This window comes from Corynebacterium frankenforstense (assembly GCF_030211955.1).
Taxonomy (GTDB): domain Bacteria; phylum Actinomycetota; class Actinomycetes; order Mycobacteriales; family Mycobacteriaceae; genus Corynebacterium; species Corynebacterium frankenforstense_A.
Window position 1 is genome coordinate 17946 of sequence record NZ_JASODI010000014.1, and the last position, 19771, is coordinate 37716.

19 protein-coding genes and 1 pseudogene are annotated in these 19771 nt (G+C 69.9%); 4 read left to right on the forward strand and 16 right to left on the reverse strand.

All coding sequences use genetic code 11. The features are described 5' to 3' along the window. Positions 1-88: 88 nt before the first annotated feature. From QP119_RS08135 to QP119_RS08190, 12 genes are all read right to left on the reverse strand, one after another. Complete coding sequence (locus QP119_RS08135; RefSeq protein ID WP_284775157.1) at positions 89-301, reverse strand: TOBE domain-containing protein; 213 nt, start codon at positions 299-301, stop codon at positions 89-91. Positions 302-393: 92 nt separating this feature from the next. After that, complete coding sequence (locus QP119_RS08140; protein ID WP_284775160.1) at positions 394-1239, reverse strand: TrmH family RNA methyltransferase; 846 nt, start codon at positions 1237-1239, stop codon at positions 394-396. A 116-nt stretch (positions 1240-1355) separates the two neighbouring features. Further along, entirely contained in the window at positions 1356-1784 is a 429-nt protein-coding gene (locus tag QP119_RS08145; RefSeq protein WP_284775162.1) for a TM2 domain-containing protein, read from the reverse strand. Between the two features lie 128 nt (positions 1785-1912). After that, positions 1913-2344: a TM2 domain-containing protein gene (locus tag QP119_RS08150; RefSeq protein ID WP_284775163.1), complete on the reverse strand. Its 432-nt coding sequence runs from the start codon at positions 2342-2344 to the stop codon at positions 1913-1915. A gap of 156 nt (positions 2345-2500) precedes the next feature. After that, on the reverse strand, positions 2501-2947 hold the full coding sequence (locus QP119_RS08155; RefSeq protein ID WP_284775166.1) for a TM2 domain-containing protein: 447 nt from the start codon (positions 2945-2947) through the stop codon (positions 2501-2503). Positions 2948-2964: 17 nt separating this feature from the next. Further along, complete coding sequence (locus tag QP119_RS08160) at positions 2965-3630, reverse strand: TM2 domain-containing protein (protein WP_284775168.1); 666 nt, start codon at positions 3628-3630, stop codon at positions 2965-2967. A 153-nt stretch (positions 3631-3783) separates the two neighbouring features. After that, positions 3784-3978 carry a hypothetical protein gene (locus QP119_RS08165; RefSeq protein WP_284775170.1) on the reverse strand — a complete coding sequence of 65 codons (195 nt, stop codon included), beginning with the start codon at positions 3976-3978 and terminating at the stop codon, positions 3784-3786. After that, entirely contained in the window at positions 3975-4112 is a 138-nt protein-coding gene (locus tag QP119_RS08170) for an NINE protein (protein ID WP_423777782.1), read from the reverse strand. The genes QP119_RS08165 and QP119_RS08170 overlap by 4 nt, the downstream gene beginning before the upstream one ends. A gap of 424 nt (positions 4113-4536) precedes the next feature. Beyond that, on the reverse strand, positions 4537-4923 hold the full coding sequence (gene rplT, locus QP119_RS08175) for a 50S ribosomal protein L20 (RefSeq protein WP_075663904.1): 387 nt from the start codon (positions 4921-4923) through the stop codon (positions 4537-4539). 64 nt (positions 4924-4987) lie between these two features. Continuing rightward, positions 4988-5182, reverse strand: coding sequence for a 50S ribosomal protein L35 (gene rpmI / locus QP119_RS08180; RefSeq protein ID WP_075663905.1), 195 nt, complete (start codon positions 5180-5182; stop codon positions 4988-4990). 30 nt (positions 5183-5212) lie between these two features. Then, a complete protein-coding gene (infC, locus tag QP119_RS08185) occupies positions 5213-5743 on the reverse strand; it encodes a translation initiation factor IF-3 (protein WP_075663906.1) in 531 nt (176 codons plus the stop codon). 313 nt (positions 5744-6056) lie between these two features. Next, the gene (locus QP119_RS08190) at positions 6057-6734 is read right to left on the reverse strand and encodes a hypothetical protein (RefSeq protein WP_284775174.1); all 678 of its coding nucleotides are present in this window, start codon (positions 6732-6734) and stop codon (positions 6057-6059) included. A 725-nt stretch (positions 6735-7459) separates the two neighbouring features. On the opposite strand from QP119_RS08190, the gene QP119_RS08195 reads away from it, so the two are divergent. Beyond that, positions 7460-9238 (forward strand): DUF2339 domain-containing protein, encoded by a 1779-nt coding sequence (locus QP119_RS08195; RefSeq protein WP_284775175.1) that lies wholly within the window; start codon positions 7460-7462, stop codon positions 9236-9238. A gap of 15 nt (positions 9239-9253) precedes the next feature. Here QP119_RS08195 and uvrA read toward each other — a convergent pair whose 3' ends face one another. Then, the gene (gene uvrA / locus QP119_RS08200) at positions 9254-12112 is read right to left on the reverse strand and encodes an excinuclease ABC subunit UvrA (RefSeq protein WP_284775177.1); all 2859 of its coding nucleotides are present in this window, start codon (positions 12110-12112) and stop codon (positions 9254-9256) included. 212 nt (positions 12113-12324) lie between these two features. On the opposite strand from uvrA, the gene QP119_RS08205 reads away from it, so the two are divergent. The 3 genes and pseudogenes from QP119_RS08205 to QP119_RS08215 all read left to right on the forward strand — a co-directional run bounded on the left by QP119_RS08205 (position 12325) and on the right by QP119_RS08215 (position 16335). After that, positions 12325-12885: an MBL fold metallo-hydrolase gene (locus tag QP119_RS08205; RefSeq protein ID WP_284775243.1), complete on the forward strand. Its 561-nt coding sequence runs from the start codon at positions 12325-12327 to the stop codon at positions 12883-12885. Positions 12886-12947: 62 nt separating this feature from the next. Next, a complete protein-coding gene (locus QP119_RS08210) occupies positions 12948-13844 on the forward strand; it encodes a DoxX family membrane protein (RefSeq protein ID WP_284775179.1) in 897 nt (298 codons plus the stop codon). A 204-nt stretch (positions 13845-14048) separates the two neighbouring features. Next, positions 14049-16335: pseudogene (locus tag QP119_RS08215) on the forward strand (HelD family protein). 145 nt (positions 16336-16480) lie between these two features. On the opposite strand, the gene QP119_RS08220 reads toward QP119_RS08215, so the two are convergent. The 3 genes from QP119_RS08220 to uvrB all read right to left on the reverse strand — a co-directional run bounded on the left by QP119_RS08220 (position 16481) and on the right by uvrB (position 19721). Next, positions 16481-16924: a universal stress protein gene (locus QP119_RS08220; protein ID WP_284775181.1), complete on the reverse strand. Its 444-nt coding sequence runs from the start codon at positions 16922-16924 to the stop codon at positions 16481-16483. Between the two features lie 63 nt (positions 16925-16987). Further along, complete coding sequence (locus QP119_RS08225; protein ID WP_284775183.1) at positions 16988-17437, reverse strand: universal stress protein; 450 nt, start codon at positions 17435-17437, stop codon at positions 16988-16990. Between the two features lie 151 nt (positions 17438-17588). Further along, on the reverse strand, positions 17589-19721 hold the full coding sequence (uvrB, locus tag QP119_RS08230) for an excinuclease ABC subunit UvrB (RefSeq protein WP_284775185.1): 2133 nt from the start codon (positions 19719-19721) through the stop codon (positions 17589-17591). Positions 19722-19771 lie beyond the last annotated feature (50 nt).

Consider the following 19771-nt stretch of genomic DNA (forward strand, 5'->3'; position numbering starts at 1 on the left):
CCGTCCTTGTCTTGCGCCACGGCACTCCCCTGTTCTCGACGGAAAATAGATTGCGACGTAGACAGGGTACACCGCGGCGGATCGCTCTCTAGTCGACGGCCACCATGGCGCTGGACGCCTTGATCACGGCGGTGGCCCGGGAGCCGACCGTCAGGCCGAGCTCGTGGACCGAGTCCATGGTGATCGACGAGGAGACGACGACGTCGGTGCCGTCGAGACGGATCTTGACCACGGCGTTGACCGCGCCCTCCTCGATCTCGACGACCTCACCGGCGAGCTGGTTGCGGGCGGAAATGCGCATGACGGAGTCCTCCTTGGGTGAAACGGGTGTTGCGGTCCAGGTCACGGCGCAGGTGTCGCCGGGGACCGGCCGGCCCGCTCTACCCGCGCAGGTCAGTCCAGGCCGTGCACGCGCTGGGCGCGGGCGGACTCCCAGAGGCAGATCGAGGCGGCCGTGGCGAGGTTCAGCGACTCGGCGCGCCCGGCGATGGGGATGGCCACCCGGTGGTCGGCGGCCTGCTGCAGCTCGGCGGGCAGCCCGTGGGCCTCGTTGCCGAAGAGCCAGGCGGTCGGTCGGGTAAAGAAGTCCGGCTCGGGCGGGGCTGCCAGGTCCACCTCGCCGTCGGCGGCGGTGGCCAGGATCTGCAGGCCGCGGGCGCGCAGCGAGTCGATCACCGACTGCGGGTCGCGCTCGCGCGCCACCGGCACGTGGAAGAGCGAACCGGCCGAGGCGCGCACCACCTTGCCGCCCTGCGGGTCCACGGAGTCGCCGGCGAAGACGACGGCGTCGGCGCCGAGGGCGTCGGCGACACGGATGAGCGTGCCGGCGTTGCCGGGCTCGCGGGTCTCCACCGGCACCGAGACCAGCGTCGGGCCGGCTGCCAGGGCCTTCTTCAGCGGCCAGGTCACCGGGCGGCACACGGCGAAGATTCCGGTGGTGGTCACGGTCTCGGCCAGCGACTCGGCGGCCCGGTCGGTGACCGGGTGGAGGTAGACGCCGAGGTTGACCGCGGCCGAGAGCAGCTCGCCGAAGCGGCCGGCCGCCGCCTCGGTGACGAAGACGTCGGTGGCCGCGCCGGTGGCCACCGCGGCCTCCACGGAGTTCTCCCCCTCCGCGAGGAAGACACCGGCCTTGCGGCGGGCCGCCGCGCGGTGCAGCTTGGCCGCGTGCACCACGCGCGGGGTGCGCTCGGTCAGGGGCTCCGAGAAGTCGAGGTGGTCGGGGGTGCGCGGACTCATGAAAACGGCCTTCCGGTGGCGTCGTGGGCGTACATGCCCCAGACATGCACGCGGGCCCCGTTCGGGCCCGTGCCCCACACTTTACCGACGGGGCCAACCGGGAAGCACCGGCCTGGTCAGACCAGTGGGACGCCGTCCGCGTCCCGCTGGTAGCTGTCCGCTCCGGCGAGGATCATGATGCCCTCGATCAGGCCCCAGATCGCCGTGACGGCGACCATCAGGAATCCGATGAGGATGATCATCGTGACGTAGCCGATGATTGTGATGACCAACTGGGTGATCGCACGCTGCTTGTAGCCGAGGTAGAAGTTGTGGACGCCGTACTCCCCCAGGAAGATGCCGAGCAGGCCGGCCGCGACCTTGCTCTTGGGCGCCGGCGGGAACCCCTTGGACGCGTAACCGTACTGCTGCCCCGCGTAGCCCGCCTGGTCGCCGTACCCCTGCTGCCCGTAGGAGCAGTAGGGGTCATCGGACCCGTAACCGCCGCCCTGCCCGCCGTGGAAACCGTCGGGCCCGTAGCCGCCGTTTCCGGGGTTGTGCGTCATCGTAATGAACCTTTCGTTGTGGATGCGCCGCGCGGGACCACCTGGTGTCACGCGCGACGTCGTCAATCTATTGCCCGCAAAGCATACGACCGCAACGGTCGGGCCACACCTGCACCGGGCGAAATAGGTCAAGACAGAGGCAGGCCTTTCTCGTCGACGCCGTAACGGCCCTTGCGCATGAGGATCAGGACGAACTCCACCAGGGCCCAGACGCAGACGCCCATTATCAGCAGAAAGCAGACGGCGGTGACGACGAATCCCAGGATCGCCCCGATGACCCCGTCGGCATTGGTGGCGATGAGGCCGGCGAACATGCCGACGAACACCAGGACGAACCCGCCCACGACCGCCGCGAACTTGATCAGCCCCTGCCTCGTCTGACCGAGGTAGAAGTTGTGCACGCCGAAGGCGCCCAGGAACCAGGCGAGGACGGCGGCCAGGACCATGGACTTGTTGCTGACCGGCCCTCCCGGGCCGTGGCCCGGTGGCGTGGCCTGGCCCTGATGGAACTGGCCTTCCGGTGCCGTGTACGGACCGGGGCCGGAGGTGTAGTTGGACATCGGTTCCCCTTCGAGGTCTCGGATCGGGCGCTCACCGTAGCTAGACCAAATGAGCGTGTACGAAGAATAACCGAGATCGCACGCGGGGCAGCCGGAAACGGGCGAATTCCCGCGGAACCTGTGTCCGGTTTCCCGCGCACGGACGGGCACCCCGACCTAGCTCAGGCGGAGGCCGTGCTCGTCGACGCCGAAGCGGCCCTTGCGCATCAGGATCAGGATGAACTCGACGAAGGCCCATACGGCGTTTCCGATCACGGCGAGCAGCCCCACGCAGTAGATGCACACCCCGACGATCGCGGCAGTCTCACTGACGAATTCCGAGGAGAAACCGGCGACCACGCCGCCGGCGAACGCGAGGAGGAAACCTCCCGTGCCGAGCACGAGCTTGACCACCCCGAGCAGCATCTGGCCCAGATAGAAGTTGTGCACGCCGTAGCTGCCGAGGAGGAACGCCAGGACCGCGGCGATGACCACCGACTTCGGGCTGGCCGTCACCCAGTGGTCCGGTCCCGGGTCGGCGTAAACGGTGTTCGCGCCGTGCGGGGTGGCGGGACCACCGGCCGGCCCCGGGAACGGACATTGAACCTCCCTCGGGTGGTGCACCACTGCCCGGCGGTGGGTCAGCTCAGGGGAAGACCGTGCTCGTCGACGCCGTAGCTGTCCTTACGGATCAGGATCAGAATGAACTCCACGAAGGCCCAGATGCCGTTGACGGCGCTGACCACGGCACCGAGAACGTAGATGATGCCGCCGACCGCGGCGCCGGAACCGCCGTCCAACGCGGCCCCGACGGCGATCATGCCGATGAACACGAGTATCAGGGCGACGACGACCATGCCGATGTGGATGAGGCCCTTCTGCTTCTGGCCCAGGTAGAAGTTGTGCACGCCGATGCCGCCGAGGAAGAAGGCGAGGACGGCGGCCAGGACCATGGACTTCTCGCTGACGGGGCCGCCGGGGCCGGGGCGGCCCTGCTGCGCGCCGTAGCCGAGCTGGGAACCGTACCCGGGCTGTCCGCCGTAGCCGGGCTGAGAACCGTACCCGGACTGGGAGCCGTAGTCGGGCTGTCCGCCGTAGCCGGGCTGAGAACCGTACCCGGGCTGTCCGCCGTAGCCGGGCTGAGAACCGTACCCGGACTGGGAGCCGTAGTCGGGCTGAGAACCGTACCCGGACTGGGAGCCGTAGTCGGGCTGACCACCGGTGTGGCCCTGCTGGTCGCCGTAGCCGTACTGGCCGTTGTGGCCTTCCTCGGGACGCTGGTTCGGGTCGGAGATGGGGCTCGACATCGGGAATCCCTTCGGTTGCGGCGCCGGCGAGCGCCGGAACCTGCCAATAACTTGTTGCGCATAGATTAACCCCGACACAGCCACGCGCAAGCCGAAATGAAGAGAACCCGCAGCGCACTCCCCGAGGTGCGCCTCCGTTGAAGCCGTCCCTAGTCAGCGCAGCGGTCGTCCCTGTGCGTCGAGGCCGTAGCGGCCATTGCGCATCAGAATCAGGATGAACTCGACGAAGGACCAGACACCGATGGCGAAGCAGATGAGCAGCGTCACGATCACGGTCAACACGCTGAGATAGAAGAACGTGTCGGACACGTAGGAACCCTCATCCACGAGATCGAGCGCGCCGTTCACCATGAAGAAGCTGAAGAGGAAGACGACCAGGGCATCGGATAGACCACCACCTTGGCCACCCCGCGCTTAGTCTGGCCGAGATAGAAGTTGTGCACGCCGATCTGCCCGAGGAAGAACGCGACCAAGGCCGCCACCAGCATCGACTTTTCGCTCGGCGCCGCGGACTGCCTGGGAAGGCCGCCGCCGGGCTACTGGCCGTAGCCCTGGTACCCGTAGGCGTTCTGCTGCCCTGACCCCGGATGGTTCTGCTCCCCCGTACCCGGGGTTGCCGGCGGGCTGCCCCGCTCCGTCGTCGGCGTTCGTCACAGTGGTCTTCCTTTCACAGACGGCGTCGACGTCTGATGGCTCTCACGAAAAGTTCCCGCTCTGCGTACCGCGACACCGTCCCGGGGTGCCCACCCATGGGGACCAGTCCCCGCCGCACAGGCTCCTCCCCGCCAACCCGGCCACGCCCGAGCCCCGCGCACCCACCGGACACGAAAGACCCGCCGCACCAGAAACGGTGCGGCGGGTCATTTCTTCCGCGCGGGTGTGAGTCCGCGCGGGCTCCCGAAGGTCTTAGGCGACGGCCTTGGGGGCGTTGACGTCCTCCGGCAGGGCGGCCTTGGCGGCCTCGCACACGGCGGAGAAGGCGTCGAAATCGCTGACGGCCAGCTCGGCCAGGATCTTGCGGTCGACGTCGATCTCGGCCAGGCGCAGGCCCTGGATCAGACGGTTGTAGGTGATGCCGTTCATGCGGGCGGCGGCGTTGATGCGCTGGATCCACAGCTTCCGGAACTCGCGCTTGCGGGCGCGACGATCGCGGTAGGAGTAGGTCATGGAGTGCAGCCACTGCTCCTTGGCCTTGCGGTAAAGGCGGGAGCGCTGGCCGCGGTAGCCCTTCGCGGACTTGAGGATCTCGCGACGCTTCTTCTTGGCGTTCAGGGAGCGCTTGACACGTGCCACAGTGGAACTTCCTTACTTATTCATTCGGGGGATGAGTGTTTGGCGGCGGTTCTGACGCTTCGTGTCAGGCGCGGCCGAGGAGGCGCTTGACGCGCTTCTGATCCGACTTGTGCACGTCCACGGTGCCCTTGAGCCGGCGGGTGCGCTTGGAGGGCTTGCTCTCCATCAGGTGGCGGCGGTTGACCTGCTCGCGACGCAGCTTGCCGGAGCCGGTGACCTTCACGCGCTTGGCCATCCCCTTGTGGGTCTTCTGCTTCATGGCTTCGTCCTCGTCAATCCCTGTTGCGGTTTACTTCTTCTTGTTGTTCTTCTTGCGAACTGGCCCGAAGACCATCGTCATGTTGCGGCCGTCCTGGCGCGGACGGGACTCGACGACGCCGTACTCGGCGATGTCATCGGCCAGCCGCTCCAGCAGGCGGTAGCCCAGCTCGGGGCGGGACTGCTCGCGACCGCGGAACATGATGGTGACCTTGACCTTGGAGCCCTTCTCGAGGAAGCGCACCACGTTGCCCTTTTTCGTCTCGTAATCGTGCTCGTCGATCTTGGGACGGAACTTCTGCTCTTTGACCACAGTCCGCTGCTGGTTCCGGCGAGCTTCACGGGCCTTCTGGTCCTGCTCGTACCGGTACTTTCCGTAGTCCATGATCTTGCAGACCGGGGGCTTCGCCTTGGGGGCCACCTCGACCAGGTCGAGGTCGGCGTCGTAGGCGAGCTTGCGGGCGTCGTCGGTACGGACGACGCCGACCTGCTCGCCACTGGGTCCTACCAGGCGAACTTCGGGAACTCGGATTCGCTCATTGATGCGAGCTTCAGCGCTGATGTGTACTCCTCAAATAGCAGGGTAGATAGGGTCTGTACCGCGCCACTTGAGGGATCCCCCAACAAAAATCCTGCGCCACGCGGTACGTGACACAGGAGATGCGTTGCGCTCCGCGGCCCGGCACGCCGTGCCGCGGGGTGTGGACCTGTGACCAGCCGGTCGCCCGGCGGCTGAAGGTGGGATGATCTCCTCTTGTGGCCCAGGACCGTCAGGTGGACGGTCTCGGGCGGTAGTGGCACGTACGTTACATGCACCGCCGTGTGCGTCCAAATCGGCGCGCGTGGCGCCCCCTTTCAATTGACGACGCCCGCGCCTACCGCGCGCGCAGCGCCACCACCGCGCCCGTGTCGTTGCGGCAGTCCATCGCGCCGTTACCGGCCGGCGTGCACTGCATGGTGTAGGTCTCGCCGGTCACGGGGCTGACGGCCTCGAACTGGGCGGTGTCGCCGTTGCCGGCGCGCAACGCGACGTTCTGGGCGAACGGGCAACTGGTCGCCTCTGAGGCGGCGTAGACGGACCAGCGCCCGCTGGCACCGCAGGAGCGCGCACCCTCGGGCGCCGGCTCGGCGCTGGTGGTCGTCGAGGTCGTCGGCTCGGAGCTCGATGTCGTCGTGCTCGTCGTGCTGCTCGAGCTGGTCGTCGTCGAGGACCGCGTGGTCGAGCTCGGCGTCTTCGACGTCGTGGTCGTCGACCGGCTGGTGGTGGTCAGCGACTGGCTCGTGGAGGTCTGCGGGGCCGCGGCGCGGTCCTCGTGGGAGCGGTTCGGACCGATGAAGACGACGTAGAGGAAGGCCCCGAGGATCATCACGCAGACCAGCAGGGCGGCGAAGATCGCGACGGCGGCCCACGGGTGGCGCTCGTCCGCGCGCGGCACGCGGTAGGAGTCGCGCGTGCCGGAGTAATAGCGCGGCCCGCCGCGTCGGGGCGAGGCCTCGCGGCCGTCGTCGTCGACGCGCGACAGGTCGGCGATGTCGTCGTCGCGGGGGTCCATGGTCCGCGTGATCCTCCGATCTCTCGGACGTGGCGGTCGTCGACCGCCAGGTGAAATCGGCACCATCTTAACCGCACCACCCCCGTCGCCCTGATTCCCCGTCCGCCGGGACGCCGGGGTCGGGGCCGGCAACTAAACTTTGGCCCATGACACCACCGCCGAAGACCAGCGACGCCGCCGGTGCCGGGGAGCCGCCACGCCCCGAGCTCACCGACCTGGTGCGGCGCCTGGCGGAGCTCAACGCAGAGACCGCCCGCCTCAGCAACGACCTGCTGGACTACCTGAGCTCCGTGGACGAGGACGCGCGCCCCGCCCGTCCCGCCGTCTCCGGGGAGCCCGAGGCCACGGAGTCGGGTGTCGGACCGGAGCCGCAGCCGCACCCGGATGTCGCGGCCGGGGCGGTCGCGCCTGCGCCGCGCCCCCGTCCGGGCGCACCCGTCGCTCCCCGCCCGGCCCCGCGTCCTCGCGGGGCCGGTGCCCCGGTGCCATCCGGTGCCGCGGTTCCGCGTCCCGATGCGCACCAGGGGCCGCCCGCACCGCCCGGCCCTCCCGCACCACCCGGACCTCCGGGGCCGACCGGTCCCCCGCCGCGCGGGCCCAAGCCCCCTCGCCCGCCGCTCGACGCCAGGACGATCCGCGCCTCGGCTCCTGCGGGGCAGCGCCCGTGGGCGGCCTCCCGGCCCGCCGGTCCGCCGAAGCCGCCGCTGACGACCGAGCAGATCGTCATGCGTGTCGCCGCGGTCACCGGCGGCCTGATCGTCATCGCGGGTCTGGTGTTGCTGCTCGCGCTCGCCATCCAGCGCGGCTGGCTCGGCCCGCTGGGACGCGTCATCCTCGCCTACTTCGCCGCCCTGGCACTGCTGCCCGCGGCCGTCGCCGTCGACCGGCGCAACCGGGACGGTGAGAAGGACACGGCCGTCGCCGCGCTGTCGATCACTTCTTACGGGGGCGTGCAGGTCACCACGATCGGAGTGCTGACCTGGCTCGACTGGTGGCCGGACGCCGTGGGTGGCCTGGTCGCGGTGGTCACCTTCACCGCCTACCTCGTCATCGCCGTGCGGCTGCGGTGGCCCCGCCTGCTCGTCGCGATGGCCGTCATCGCTCCCCCGCTCGCCTGGATCCTCGGCAGCACCGCCAACTTCCTCCTGCCGCTGCTGTGGCTCCAGGGCGCCGCGCTTTTCCTCGTCTCCGTGTTCATCCCGCGCTTCGACCGCCCGCTGCACGCGGCCGCCGCGGCCTCGACCGTGCTCTGCCTGGTGCCCTTCCGGGCCGTGACCGCCAACGCCCTCTACCCCCTCTGGGTCCCGGTGGTCGTCATCCTCGGCCTCGGCCTGGCGTTCCTGACGCTGCGTCGTCGGCCCGCCAATGGCGCGGGTCCGGGCGGCGGGGTGTCCGTCTGGTCGTTCTCGGCGCCCCTGGCCCTGCTGGGGATGGGGCTCATGCCACCGGGCTCCACGGTCCCGTCCGCGCTGGTGGTGCTCACCGTTCTGGTCCCGCTCACGCTGTTCGGGGTCCACCTGTTAGCCCGCCCGGCGCTGCCGGAGCGCCACGCCTTCCTGCTCGGCGTGATCACCCTGGTGCTGATCCCCCTGAGCGCGGCCGTGGCCGCGCACAACATCGCGGACCTCGGCTTCTCGCCGCTGGACCGGCCGCTGGCCGACGGCCTGCGCGACCTCGCCGTCCACCTGGTCGTCGCCGTGTGCGTGGTGTTGGCCGCGCGGACCTTCCAGATCTACCCGCCGGCCCCGACACCGGGGCCGGACCTCGACCCGGAGAACCGCCACACCACCGGATCCGTCCCGTGGTGGGTCTGGCTGGCGCTGGTCTCCGTGCTGGCCGCCGTCCCGACGGCGGACGCCCTCGATCCTCTGCGCCCGGACCGGCTCGGCGACGCCTACCATGTCCTCACCGTGCTCGGCCTCATCGCGGTGACCGTCGCCGTCCTCACCCAGGCGCGCCGACTGACCGGCCTGCCGGTCGCGATCCGCTGGGTCGCCGCGCTCATCGTGCTGGGCCTGAGCATGACCGTGACCGTGACGCTGATCTGCGCCGCGGTCTTCGCCCTCGCCCCCGCCGCGGTCTCGACGGCGTTCCTCGTCGCCCACGGCCTCGTCTCCGTGACCTGGATGGCCCTGGGCGCCTGGATCCTGATCGTCGGCCCGCGGATGAGCGACAACGTCTCGCTGACCGTCGGCGGGGTCATCGCCGGCGCCGCGGTGGTCAAGCTGATCATCTACGACCTCTCCGCGATCAGCGGCCTGCCGCGCGCCCTCGCCTTCATCGCCTGCGGCCTCATTCTCCTCGGCGTGGTGGCCCTGCGCCGCAGCTACGCCGATCACCGCAACGCCGGACGGCCCGCGGAGGCTCAGGACCCCGCGGACCGAGAGATCCCGGACCACCCCACCAAGGGGTGGGGCGCACCCGCGGCGACCGACGCGACGTCGTCAATCGAGGCCGGCGAGGCGGCGCCGGAGTCCGGGTGGGGCACTCCCCCGCGCGACTGACTCCGCCCGGCCGGGTCAGTTCTTCGCGGCCCTCTTCACACCGAGGACGTCTGCGAGGAACTTGCCGGTGTAGGAGCCCTCGACCGTGGCCACCTGCTCCGGGGTGCTCTGCGCGACGACCATGCCGCCGCCGTCGCCGCCCTCGGGGCCCATGTCGATGATCCAGTCCGCGGACTTGATCACGTCGAGGTTGTGCTCGATGACCACCACTGAGTTGCCCTTCTCCACCAGCTCCTGGATGACCAGCAGCAGCTTGCGGATGTCCTCGAAGTGCAGGCCCGTGGTCGGCTCGTCGAGGATGTAGATCGTGCGGCCGTTGGAGCGCTTCTGCAGCTCGGCGGCGAGCTTGACGCGCTGCGCCTCGCCGCCCGAGAGCGTCGTGGCCGCCTGGCCCAGGCGCACGTAGCCGAGGCCGACGTCGACGAGCGTGTTGAGGTAGCGGTGGATCGAGGTGATCGACTCGAAGAAGCCGGCGGCCTCGTCGATGGGCATGTCGAGGACCTCGGCGATGTTCTTGCCCTTGTAGGTCACCTCGAGGGTCTCGCGGTTGTAGCGGGCGCCGTGGCAGACCTCGCAGGGCACGTAGACGTCCGGCAGGAAGTTCATCTCGATCTTGATCGTGCCGTCGCCGTGGCAGGCCTCGCAGCGGCCGCCCTTGACGTTGAAGGAGAAGCGGCCCGGCTTGTAGCCGCGCACCTTCGCCTCCGGGGTCTCGGCGAAGATCGTGCGGATCTTGTCGAAGACGCCGGTGTAGGTCGCCGGGTTCGAGCGCGGGGTGCGCCCGATCGGCGACTGGTCGACCTGGACCAGCTTGTCCAGCAGGTCGACGTTCTCCACGCGGCGCACCCGACCCGGCACCTGGCGGGCTCGGTTGAGCTCGTTGGCGAGCACCTTGGCCAGGATCTCGTTGACCAAGGTCGACTTTCCGGAGCCGGAGACACCCGTGACACAGGTGAACAGGCCCAGCGGGAACTCGACGTCGATGCCCTTGAGATTGTTCTCGCGGGCGCCGACCACGCGCAGCTTGCGGTCCGGGTCGACCGGGCGGCGCTCGGCGGGCACCGTGATCTCGCGGCGGCCGGCCAGGTAGGCGCCGGTCAGCGAGTTCTCGGCGGTGAGGATGCCCTTCGGCTCGCCCTGGTAGACGATTTCGCCGCCGTACTCGCCGGCGCGCGGGCCGACGTCGACGATCCAGTCCGCGGCCCGGATGGTGTCCTCGTCGTGCTCGACGACGATGAGCGTGTTGCCCAGCTCGCGCAGGTTCTCCAGGGTGGCGATCAGGCGCTGGTTGTCGCGTTGGTGCAGGCCGATGGACGGCTCGTCGAGGACGTAGAGCACGCCCGCCAGGCCCGAGCCGATCTGGGTGGCCAGGCGGATGCGCTGGGCCTCGCCGCCGGAGAGCGAACCGGCGGAGCGGTCCAGGGTCAGGTAGTTCAGGCCGACGTCGAGCAGGAAGTGCAGGCGGGCCTGGATCTCCTTGAGCACCGCGCCGGCGATCTTCTCCTCGCGGTAGCCCAGCTTGAGGTCGTCGAGGAAGGCCGAGGCCGCCTCGATGGACAGCTCGGTCAGCCCCGCGATCGAGAGCTCGGTCCCGCCGCCGGCCAGGCGCACGGCGAGGATCTCCGGGCGCAGGCGCGCGCCCCCACAGGTCGGGCAGGCGACCTGGCGGGTGTAGGCGAGGAAGCGTTCCTTCTGGTGCTCGCTCTCCGCCTGGTCGAGCTTGCGGTGCAGGTAGCCGCGCACGCCCTCGAAGGGGGCGGTCCAGCTGCGCATGCGGCCGAAGCGGTTGCGGTAGCGCACGGAGACCTCGGCGTCGCTGCCGTCGATCACGGCGCGCTGCTGGGCGTGGGTCAGCTCGTTGAAGGGCGTCTTCGGGTCGAAGCCCAGCGCCTTGGCCAGGCCCTCGATGAGTTTGACGAAGTACTTCTTGTTCGGGCTGGAGTGCCACGGCTGCACGGCGTCGACGACCGGGGCCTCCGGGTCCGGGATCAGCAGGTCCTCGTCGACCTCGGTGCGCGTTCCCAGGCCGTCGCAGGCCGGGCAGGCGCCGTAGGGGCTGTTGAAGGAGAAGGCGCGCGGCTCGAGCTCCTCGACGTCGATGTGGTGGCCGTTGGGGCAGGCGAGGTTCTCGGAGAAGCCGCGGGTCAGCGACTCATCGTCGATGAACTCCGCGATGACCAGGCCGTCGGCCAGGCGCAGGGCGGTCTCCACGGAGTCGGTGAGGCGCTGCTTCTGGCTGGCCTTGACCTGCAGGCGGTCGACCACGACGTCGATGTCGTGCTTGACCTGCTTCTTCAGCTTCGGCGGGTTACTCAGCTGGTGGACCTCGCCGTCGACACGCACGCGCACGAAGCCCTGGGCGGAGAGGTCCTCGAAGAGGTCCACGAACTCGCCCTTGCGGGTGCGCACCACCGGGGCGAGCACCTGGAACTTCGCCTTCTCCGGGCCGGAGAGGATCTGGTCGACGATCTGCTGCGGGGTCTGGCGCTCGATGACGGCGTCACAGACCGGGCAGTGCGCGGTGCCGGCGCGCGAGAAGAGCAGGCGCAGGTAGTCGTAGATCTCCGTGATCGTGCCGACCGTCGAGCGCGGGTTGCGGTTGGTGGACTTCTGGTCGATGGAGACCGCCGGCGAGAGCCCCTCGATGAAGTCGACGTCGGGCTTGTCCATTTGCCCGAGGAACATCCGTGCGTAGCTGGACAGCGACTCGATGTAGCGGCGCTGCCCCTCCGCGAAGATGGTGTCGAAGGCCAGCGAGGACTTGCCCGAGCCGGACAGTCCGCTGAAGACCACCAGCGAGTCGCGGGGCAGGTCGACGTCGACGCCCTTGAGGTTGTGCTCGCGCGCTCCGCGCACCACCAGCCGATCGGCCAATTTCCGTCCCACCGTTCCTGAGAAGATTGTCGGGTCCGTCGGTTCTCGAACATAGCATCGAGCCAGCTCACGCCGCCAACGCGCGTCGTTAAGCTGGGGGCATGACCGAGCCGAACGAGAACGACCAGACGAAGTCGAACGAAGCGAAGACTACCGACCGGACCGACCGGACCGCCACGCCGCTACAGCTGGCGGAGGTGTCCGTCTCCGCGATGGACAACAACTGCTACCTCCTTTACGCCGACGGCGAGGGCCTGCTCGTCGACGCCGCCGACGACGCCCCGCGGCTGCTGCGCCTGGCCGCCGACAACGACGTGACCATCACCAAGGTGCTGACCACCCACCGCCACGCCGATCACACCCGCGCGCTGGCGGAGGTCCTCGACGCCACCGGGGCCACCCACTACGCGCCCTTCCTCGACGCCCCGGCGCTGCCCGCGCCCGTCGACGTCGAGCTCAACCACGGCGACCACATCGACTTCGCCGGCCACGAGCTGCCGGTCGCCATCCTGCGCGGGCACACCCCGGGCGGGGCCGCACTGACCGCCGAGATCGACGGGCGCACCTGCCTGTTCGTCGGCGACTCGCTCTTCCCCGGCGGGCTGGGCAAGACCTCCGCGGAGGCCGACTTCCTGCGCCTCTACAACGACGTCACCTCGCGCATCTTCGACGTCTACGACGACGACACCGTGGTCTACCCCGGTCACGGCGCGGCGACCACGCTCGGGGCGGAGCGCCCGCATCTCGAGACGTGGTACCGCCGTCGCTGGTGACGCGGAACAAGTACAGTGAGACGGGTAGCGAACATCTACCTGTGAACCGAGGAGTGGTACACATGATCCGCAAGCTGGCCCGCCCCATGCTGGCGTCGGTCTACGTCATCGACGGCGTCGACACGCTCGTGAACACCGAGGCCCACATCGACAGCGCGGAGTCCGTGATCAACCGGACCCGCTCCCTGCTGCCGCGCAAGTACGCCCGCAAGGTCCCCGAGGACCCGGAGCTGGTGGCCCGCGCCCTCGGTGGCGTCAAGGTCGGCGCCGGTTCCCTGCTGGCCCTGGGCAAGCTGCCGCGCACGGCCGCCACCGCCCTGGCGCTGACCGCGGTGCCCACCCTGGTCGGCCGTTACGCCTTCTGGGAGACCCAGGACGAGAGCGAGAAGGCGGACCGTCGCTCCGGCTTCATCACCCACCTGGCCCTGCTCGGCGGCCTGGCGATCACCTCGGTCGACACCGAGGGCAAGCCGGGTGTCGCCTGGCGCGCCAACGACGCCGCCCGCCGTGGCAAGAAGAAGGTCCAGGCCGCGCTGCCGACCCAGTCCGAGACCGAGGAGTTCTCCGAGAAGGCGAACAACTGGATCCAGGACAAGGCCACCACCGTCCAGGACTACGTCGAGGACAACAAGGACGACTGGATCGACGCCGCCCGCGAGGGTGTCCAGAAGGTCGGCGAGACCGCCTCCGACCTGGCCGAGAAGGCCCAGGACTTCTTCGAGGACAACAAGGACCAGTGGCTGGCCGACGCCAAGGACAACGCCGAGACCGCCAAGAAGGGCGTGGTCAAGGCCGCCGCCAAGGCGCAGGACCGCTTCCAGGACGCCGCCGAGAAGGCGGAGAAGAAGGCCGACAAGAAGGCCAACTCCCGTGGCGCCAAGAAGGCCCGCAAGCGCGCCGACAAGCTGCGCAAGCGCGCCGACAAGGCGATCTCCAAGGCGCAGAAGAAGCTCGGCTAGTTCTCCGGCGCATTTTATTGCCGACGTCGCGTCGGCCCCGCCCCCGCACCACCGGTGCGGGGGCGCGCGCATGTCCGGGTGCCTGCGGCACCCGGAGGCTGGGCCGCCGCGTCGCCGGGGGGCCGACGCCGTGTGCCGATGCCTCGCCGTGGGCCGGTGCCACCCGCGGCGGGAAACGGGTATCCTGGTCGCTCTGTTCGTGACATGCGCACATCCGACGAGACCGGGAGGAAGGAAACAAGCGTGACCAGCCGGGACAGCGAGAAAGACACCGACTACGCCGCGGAGGTCGCGGCGGAGCAGGCTTACGCCGACGGCCTGTTCGCCCGGTTGGACGACGAGATCGCGCAGGCACGCGCCCGCCTCGACGAGGTGCAGGCCAACGTCGACCCCGCCAACCCCAAGGCCGAGGCCCTGGTCCAGCGCGAGACCGAGTACCACGGGCTCAACGAGCGCCTCGACCGCCTGGCGCTGGCCCAGCTGGGCCTTGTCTTCGGCCGCATCGACGTCGAGGACCCCACCGGCGACGGCGACAACCCCGTCCCCGGCGCGGACGGTCTGGACCGCCGCTACATCGGGCGCATGGGCCTCGACGCGCGCGAGGACAACTACCGCACGCTGCTGCTGGACTGGCGCGCGCCGGCCGCCCGGCCCTTCTACCTGGCCACCACCGCGCACCCGGAGGGGGTGCGCACCCGCCGGCACATCCGCATGCGCGGCCGCGAGGTCACCGGCGTCGACGACGAGCGCCTCTCCGGAGAGGCCGCCGCGGAGCTGCCGGCCGAGCAGGCGGCGAGCCTGCGCGCCGGTGTCGGCGGCGAGGCCGCGCTCTACGAGGCGATGCAGGCCGCGCGCACCGGGCGGATGTCCTCGATCGTGGAGACGATCCAGCGCGAGCAGGACCAGATCATCCGCGACCCCACCCGCGGCGTGCTCGTCGTCGAGGGCGGGCCGGGCACCGGCAAGACGGCCGTGGCCCTGCACCGCGTGGCCTACCTGCTCTACACGTGGCGCGAACAGCTGTCGCGCTCCGGCGTGCTCATCGTCGGGCCCAACCGCGTCTTCCTCGACTACATCTCGCACGTCCTGCCGGAGCTCGGCGAGACGGGCGTGGTGCTCTCCACCCTCGGCGAGCTCTACCCCGGGGGTGAGCCCGGTGGCCGAGGAGCCGATGCTCGGCCGGGAGATCAAGGGCTCCGAGGAGATGGTCACCGTCCTGCGCGAGGCCGTGCGCGACCTGCAGGTGGTGCCCGACGACCCCCGCGAGCTGCGGGTCGGCTCGCTGACGCTGACCGTCGAGCCGGCGATGGTCAAGACCGCGCGCACCCGGGCGCGGCGCTCGCGGCGCCCCCACAACGAGGCCCGCGGCGCCTTCGCCGAGTCGCTGATCGACCAGCTGGCCGCGCAGATGGCGCAGCTGATCGGTGCGGACCCGCTCGGCGGCGAGAACCTGCTCGGCGCGGCGGACGTCGACCAGCTCCACGACGACCTCGCCGAGGAGCCGGTCGTGCGCGACCTGGTCGAGGAGCTGTGGCCGAGGCTGACCCCGACCGGGGTGCTGGCGGGCCTGCTCTCCTCGCGGGCGGCCGTGGACTCGGCGGCGCGCGCCTACGACGAGGAGACCCGCGAGGCGCTGCTGCGCGAGGACGGCGAGGCCTGGACGGCCTCGGACGCCGCCCTGCTCGACGAGCTCGCCGAGCTGCTGGGCGAGGCCGGCGAGCGCGACGACGACCCGGAGGAGAAGGCCGAGCGGCGCCGCCTGGAGGCCGCGCAGGCCGCCCTGGACGTCCTCGAGGGCTCGGCCGTCACGGACAACGACGACGACCAGTTCGACGCGGAGTACCTGGGCGCCTACGACGTCCTCGACGCCGAGGCCCTGGCCGCGCGCCAGGAGGAGCGAGACACCCGCACCACCGCCGAGCGCGCCGCCGCCGACCGCGGCTGGGCCTACGGCCACGTCGTCGTCGACGAGGCCCAGGAGCTGACCCCGATGGAGTGGCGCGCGGTCTTCCGTCGCTGCCCGGCCCGGTGGATGACGCTGGTCGGCGACATCGCGCAGAACGGCTCGCCGGCCGGCGTGGACAGCTGGGCGGACACGCTCGAGCCCTTCGTCGGCTCCCGGTTCCGCCGGCACTCGCTCAGCGTCAACTACCGCACCCCGAGCGAGGTCATGGAGGTCGCCGACGAGCTGCTCTCCCGCATCGACCCCGAGGAGCGGCCGGCCGAGGCCATCCGCTCCACGGGCATCCCGGTGCGTCGGCTCCCGGCGGGCACGGACCCCGAGGAGGTCGCCGACGGGCTGCGACGTGCGGAGCCGGAGCGCTCGGTGGCGGTGGTGCGCCCCGGAGCGGTGGGGGATCTCAAGGGCCTCGAGTTCGACCACGTCATCGTCGTCGACCCGGACGGCGTCGAGGAGGCCTCGCCCCTGGGCCTGCAGGACCTCTACGTGGCCGTCACCCGGGCGACGCGGTCGCTGACGCTGATCGGGTGACCCGGAAACCCGCCGAGAGCATGACGAAAGGCCGCGCGGTGATCCGCGCGGCCTTCTCTTTGATTCCCCCTCTCCCCCGGCCCGCCCGCCTCCCGCCCTCGGGACGGCGGAACGGGCGGAGCGGCGGAGATGTGGCCGGGGAGCCCTAGTCGACGGTGTGGACGATCATCACGTCGCAGTCGGACTGGCGGGCGACGTCGGCCGGCACGGAGCCGAGCAGGCGGCCGGTCAGGGAGTTGATGCCGCGGTTGCCCACCACGAGCAGGTCGGCGCCGAGGTCGGTGACGATCTGCATCAGGGCGGAGACCGGGGCGCCGGGGCGGACCTCGGTCTCGATCTTGTCCACGCCGAACTTGCGGGCGTGCTCGGCGGCGGTCTCGAGGTTCTTCTGGGCCGGGTCGTCGCCGAGGATGGTGACGGACTCCTGGCGCAGGGTCTTCGACGCCTCTTCCTTGTTCTCGTAGTACGCGCACCCGATGACGAGGGTGGCGTCGAAAGCGGCCGCGATACGGGCGGCGCGCTCGACCGCGAGCATCGAGGAGTTGGAGCCGTCGGTGCCGACGACGATCTTCTCGTACGTGTCGCTCATGTGACCTTCCTTAGACTGCTGTCAACTGGGCAAATTCTAGCACCGGGAGGTCCCGGTGCACCGTCACTTGACGGCGTCGGTGTTGACCACCATGACGTCGACCGGCGAGTGCCGGAGGACCTCCATGGCCACGGAGCCGAAGAGGCGCCCGGCCAGGGAGTGCACGCCCTGGCTGCCGATGACGATCAGCTCGATGTTCTTCTCGTCGACGGCGTCGATGAGCGCGTTGGCGGCGGGGTTGCGCACCGTGTACGTCTCGACGTCGGTCGCGCCCTCCTCCTCGGCGATGGCGCGCGCGGCCTCGGCGTACTCCTCGGCGTTGCGCTGACCCATCACCGGCACGGAGGTGTCGGCGGTCGGAGGGTCGAGCAGGGCCCGGTTCTGGCCGTGCCAGGCACTGATGATGGTGAGCTTGGCGCCGGCGTCACGGGCGATACCGGCGGCGCGGCGGACCGCGACCTCGGCGGTGTCGGTCCCGTCCGTGCCGACGGCGATCGAAGAGTAGGAGGTCATGGGGCTATCAGGTCCTTTCGTCTTTGCTGGCCCCCTAAGGGTACCCCGCCAGGGAGTGTCGTGGGGCTCACCCCACACCGGGTCGTGGGTCCTCGCCCACTTCCGGGTGAGCCCGTGGACGCCCCCGGCCCCGGACGCACGCCCACCCGGCCTAGATCCCGGCCTCCTTGACGCCGCGCAGCTCCTTCTTCAGGTCGAGGATCTCGTCGCGCAGGCGCCCGGCGAGCTCGAACTTCAGCTCGCCGGCGGCGGCGCGCATCTGGTTGGTCAGGTCGTCGATGAGCCCCTGGATCTCGTCGGCGGCCATGGAGCCGGTGTCGCGGCGGCCGGCCACCGCGGCGTCGGCACCCGCGCCGGAGGCGCGCGAGGCGTCGGTCTCGCGCGCGCCGTCGCCGGCGGTGTCGGCGTCGTTCTCGTAGACCTGGTCGAGGATGTCGGCGATCTTCTTGCGCAGCGGCTGCGGGTCGATGCCGTGTTTCTCGTTGTAGGCGATCTGCTTCTCGCGGCGCCGCTCGGTCTCGTCGATCGCGTACTGCATCGACTCGGTCACCGAGTCGGCGTACATGATCACCTCGCCGGAGACATTGCGGGCGGCACGGCCGATCGTCTGGATCAGGGAGCGGTCGGAGCGCAGGAAGCCCTCCTTGTCGGCGTCGAGGATGGCCACCAGCGAGACCTCGGGCAGGTCGATGCCCTCGCGCAGCAGGTTGATGCCGACGAGCACGTCGAACTCGCCGAGGCGCAGCTGGCGCAGCAGCTCGACGCGCTGCAGGGTGTCGATGTCGGAGTGCAGGTAGCGCACCTTCACGCCGTTCTCGAGCAGGTAGTCGGTGAGGTCCTCGGCCATCTTCTTGGTCAGGGTGGTCACCAGGACGCGCTCGTTCCTGTCGGCGCGCTCGCGGATCTCGGCGATCAGGTCGTCGATCTGGCCGGTCGTCGGCTTGACGGTGACCTTCGGGTCGACCAGGCCGGTCGGGCGGATGACCTGCTCGACGAACTCCCCGCCGGCCGCCGCCATCTCGTAGTCGCCGGGGGTGGCGGACATGTAGACGGTCTGGCCGACGCGGTCCTCGAACTCGTCGAAGGTCAGCGGGCGGTTGTCCATGGCCGAGGGCAGGCGGAAGCCGAACTCGACGAGGTTGCGCTTGCGCGACATGTCGCCCTCGAACATGCCGCCGATCTGCGGGACGGTCACGTGGGACTCGTCGATGATCGTCAGGAAGTCCTCGGGGAAGTAGTCGATCAGCGTCGCCGGCGCGGAGCCGGCGGGGCGCCCGTCGACGTGGCGCGAGTAGTTCTCGATGCCGGAGCAGAAGCCGACCTGCTCGATCATCTCGAGGTCGTACTCGGTGCGCATGCGCAGGCGCTGCGCCTCGAGCAGCTTTCCGCGGTTCTCCAGGCTGTCGAGCCGCTCGGCGAGCTCGGCCTTGATGTCCTCGATCGCCTTGGCCATGCGCTCGGGCCCGGCGACGTAGTGGGTGGCCGGGAAGATGCGGATCTCGTCGACCTGGCGGATGATGTCGCCGGTCAGCGGGTGGATGTAGTAGAGCGAGTCGATCTCGTCGCCGAAGAACTCGACGCGGACGGCGATCTCCTCGTAGGCCGGGATGATGTCGACGGTGTCGCCCTTGACGCGGAAGGCGCCGCGCTCGAGGGAGTAGTCGTTGCGGTCGTACTGGATGTCGACGAGCAGGCGCAGGAAGCGGTCGCGCTCGACCTCCTCGCCGACGCGCAGCACCAGCGAGCGGTCGAGGTAGGACTGCGGGGTGCCCAGGCCGTAGATGCAGGACACCGAGGAGACGACCACGACGTCGCGCCGCGAGAGCAACGCGGAGGTCGCTGAGTGGCGCAGGCGCTCGACGTCCTCGTTGATCGAGGAGTCCTTCTCGATGTAGGTGTCCGTCTGCGCGATGTACGCCTCGGGTTGGTAGTAGTCGTAGTAGCTGACGAAGTACTCGACGGCGTTGTTGGGCAGCAGTTGGCGCAGCTCGTTGGCCAGCTGCGCGGCCAGAGTCTTGTTCGGGGCCATGACCAGGGTGGGCCGCTGCTGCTTCTCGATCAACCACGCCGCCGTCGCCGACTTGCCGGTACCGGTCGCGCCCATGAGCACCACGTCGGACTCGCCGCGGTTGAGCCGTTCGTCGAGCTCCTTGATCGCCTTCGGCTGGTCGCCGGCGGGCTCGTAGTCCGAGATGACCTCGAACTTGCCGTCGGATCGTTCCACCTCACCGACGGGGCGGAACTCGGAGTGGGACAGCACGGGGTGTTCAGCAGCGAATGCCATGCGCCCCACTCTAGCCACGCCGCGGCGTGGGCTTTGCGCCCCGATTGACG

What these genes read in the sequence shown, in the direction of transcription:
- QP119_RS08210 (WP_284775179.1), top strand. Translation starts at nt 12,948, where the DNA reads ATGATCCGCAAGCTGGCCCGCCCCATGCTGGCGTCGGTCTACGTCATC.
- QP119_RS08190 (WP_284775174.1), bottom strand. Translation starts at nt 6,734, where the DNA reads ATGGACCCCCGCGACGACGACATCGCCGACCTGTCGCGCGTCGACGAC.
- QP119_RS08160 (WP_284775168.1), bottom strand. Translation starts at nt 3,630, where the DNA reads ATGTCGAGCCCCATCTCCGACCCGAACCAGCGTCCCGAGGAAGGCCAC.
- QP119_RS08220 (WP_284775181.1), bottom strand. Translation starts at nt 16,924, where the DNA reads ATGAGCGACACGTACGAGAAGATCGTCGTCGGCACCGACGGCTCCAAC.
- QP119_RS08140 (WP_284775160.1), bottom strand. Translation starts at nt 1,239, where the DNA reads ATGAGTCCGCGCACCCCCGACCACCTCGACTTCTCGGAGCCCCTGACC.
- QP119_RS08205 (WP_284775243.1), top strand. Translation starts at nt 12,325, where the DNA reads ATGGACAACAACTGCTACCTCCTTTACGCCGACGGCGAGGGCCTGCTC.
- uvrB (WP_284775185.1), bottom strand. Translation starts at nt 19,721, where the DNA reads ATGGCATTCGCTGCTGAACACCCCGTGCTGTCCCACTCCGAGTTCCGC.
- rpmI (WP_075663905.1), bottom strand. Translation starts at nt 5,182, where the DNA reads ATGAAGCAGAAGACCCACAAGGGGATGGCCAAGCGCGTGAAGGTCACC.
- QP119_RS08225 (WP_284775183.1), bottom strand. Translation starts at nt 17,437, where the DNA reads ATGACCTCCTACTCTTCGATCGCCGTCGGCACGGACGGGACCGACACC.
- QP119_RS08145 (WP_284775162.1), bottom strand. Translation starts at nt 1,784, where the DNA reads ATGACGCACAACCCCGGAAACGGCGGCTACGGGCCCGACGGTTTCCAC.
- QP119_RS08150 (WP_284775163.1), bottom strand. Translation starts at nt 2,344, where the DNA reads ATGTCCAACTACACCTCCGGCCCCGGTCCGTACACGGCACCGGAAGGC.
- QP119_RS08195 (WP_284775175.1), top strand. Translation starts at nt 7,460, where the DNA reads ATGCGTGTCGCCGCGGTCACCGGCGGCCTGATCGTCATCGCGGGTCTG.
- QP119_RS08135 (WP_284775157.1), bottom strand. Translation starts at nt 301, where the DNA reads ATGCGCATTTCCGCCCGCAACCAGCTCGCCGGTGAGGTCGTCGAGATC.